Below are 2,273 nucleotides of genomic sequence, written 5' to 3' on the forward strand. Positions count from 1 at the left end.
CCTACGGGGCGGGCGCCACCGTGGGCTTCGATGCGGGCGCCAGCGCCTTCTGTGCGGGGGCGGGGGCCGGAGCCGCGACGGGCTTGGGCTCCTCGGGCTCGGGAGGCATCTCCACGCTCTTTCCGCGCTCCTGGGCGATGCGCCGGTACCAGCTGTCCGGGTACTTGGGGTGGTTCACCTTGCCCTGCTCGTCGCGGACGTTGCCGTCGATGTACTTCACCAGCAGCGTCTCCCCGAGCTTCTTCCAGCGCGCGTGGACCTTCTCCCCCTGCTGCACCGAGTAGGTGGTGAGGTACTGCCGCGCCTCTTCCGGGCTGCGCTTGTAGTGCTCCAGCGCCGTCTTCTCGATGTCGGCCTGGTCCGCGAGGAACTGTCCCTCCAGCGCGCCCTGCTCCTTGTGCACGTCCACGGAGATGTCGCTCCAGCGCGCATACGCCTGGTTGGACACCCAGTTGAAGACCCAGAAGGACGAGTCCCAGGAGAACGCCCCACGGCTGGCCACGCCCTGGGAGAAGTTCCTCGGCACCTGCCGGATGCCCGCGTACATCGGCGTGTAGACCGTCATGGACGTGTCATCCACGCCGAACCAGAGCACCCCGCCGATGGGCGCCGGCATGGAGGCGCGCATCTGCGCGACGAAGGAGAAGCCCGTCTGCTGCGTGGAGATGGCGCGCTCGTGGACGTACTTCTTACCGTCCACCTCCCACGTCATCGGCCGCCAGCGGTAGGGCGCCGCGTAGGGGCCCGCGCCCACGTCCTTGGACATGTCGAGCGGCGTGTTGTCGAAGTGGTCCCGCATCAGCGACATCACGTCCTGTACGGACAGCTTCTTGTCCGGCTTGACCCACAGGGGCAGCCGCTTGGCCGGCGCGGAGCCATCCGCGTACTCCGGACCGTAGTTCTTCGACGGCGCCGCGCGCCGGAAGATGCTCCACACCCGCGCCTCGGAGAAGCGCTGCCCGCCGAAGTCGAGCGGGTTGTACGTCTGCGCGAAGCTGAAGTCCTTGTCCGCGCCCTTGAACCAGCCCTTCTCGCGCGCGAAGGAGACGACGTCCGGCGAGAACAGCACGTTGTCCGGGTCGTTCATCGGGAACTGCTCGATGCGCGCCTGGTTGGCGTGCGCGGTGATGTGCCCTTCCGGCAGCCGACGGGCCACCCACACCGCGCCCTTCTGACCGGCGCCCTTGCCAATCAGCTCCAGCAGCCACGCCTCCTTTGGGTCGGCGATGGAGAAGGACTCACCGGTGGACGCGTAGCCATGCTCGGCCACCAGCTTCGTCATCACCGTGATGGCCTCGCGGGCCGTCTTGGAGCGCTCCAGCGCGATGTAGATGAGCGAGCCGTAGTCGACGATGCCCGCCGGCCCCTCCAGCTCCTTGCGGCCAGAGAAGGTGGACTCGCCGATGGACAGCTGGTGCTCGTTCATGTTGCCGACGACGGAGTACGTCACCGGCGCTTCGGGGATGCGCCCCAGGTGCTTGCCTGTGTCCCACTCGATGATGTCGCGCATGGCGCCCGCGGCGTGGCGGCGCGCGGGCGTGTAGTACAGCTCGCCGTACAGCTCGTGCGCGTCCGCGGCGTAGGTCATCAGGGTGGCGCCGTCCGCCGTGGCACCCTTGTTGACCAGCATGCTGGTACACGCGAGCACGGGCGGAGCAACCAGCGCGGCCGAGACGGGCAGCGCGGTGAGCAGTCGGGGCAGTCGTCGGTTCATGGCGGCGGATGCTCTACCAGCCGGGTTCCAGATACAAACCTCACGTGCACCGCGCCTGGCCGCTCCCCCGGCGCGAAGCCGGACTCGCGTTCCTCGACAGGGCCACCGCCCGGGCCACGAGGTAGACCCGGGCGGCGACCCCACTCCCCAGTGAATGGATGCGTCGTGTCAGTTGTTCGTGGCGACCACCTCCTTTCCTTCGGGAGGCGGAGGCACCTGCTCGACCTTCAAGGTGGTGGGCCCGCTCAGCGTCAGGTGCGGCTTGAGCTTGAGGAACTTCTTGCGCCCGAAGCCCTTCACCCGCACCAGCTCCTCCACGCGCTGGAAGGGGCGCTTGCCCCGGTGCTGGATGATGCGCTGCGCCGCCGAGTCACCGACCCCCGGCAGCAAGTCGAGTTCCGCGGCCGTCGCTTCGTTGAGGTTCACCACGCCCGAGTACTGGGTGCGCAGCCGCGCCGCGTCCGCCACGCCGGGCTTCCCCACCAGGAGCACCAGCGCCAGCAGTCCCCACGCGGCTCTCACGAGTGGCCCCCCACCGGCGCCGCGTCCAGCCCCACCT

The 2,273-nt window shown here is 68.9% G+C and carries 2 protein-coding genes; both read right to left on the reverse strand.

Annotated features, from left to right (window positions below; genetic code table 11):
• Window position 1 precedes the first annotated feature (1 nt).
• Window positions 2–1,714: a dipeptidase gene (locus tag HR086_RS46255; RefSeq protein ID WP_174468847.1), complete on the reverse strand. Its 1,713-nt coding sequence runs from the start codon at window positions 1,712–1,714 to the stop codon at window positions 2–4.
• 168 nt (window positions 1,715–1,882) lie between these two features.
• Window positions 1,883–2,273: helix-hairpin-helix domain-containing protein (locus HR086_RS46260; protein WP_306663488.1), on the reverse strand; the 391-nt coding region annotated here is incomplete at its 5' end.

Source organism: Myxococcus sp. CA039A, assembly GCF_013336645.1.
In the GTDB taxonomy this organism is placed as follows: domain Bacteria; phylum Myxococcota; class Myxococcia; order Myxococcales; family Myxococcaceae; genus Myxococcus; species Myxococcus llanfairpwllgwyngyllgogerychwyrndrobwllllantysiliogogogochensis.

Bases quoted from the DNA above. Each gene is read 5' to 3' on its own strand.
- HR086_RS46255 (WP_174468847.1), bottom strand. From the start codon at position 1,714: ATGAACCGACGACTGCCCCGACTGCTCACCGCGCTGCCCGTCTCGGCC.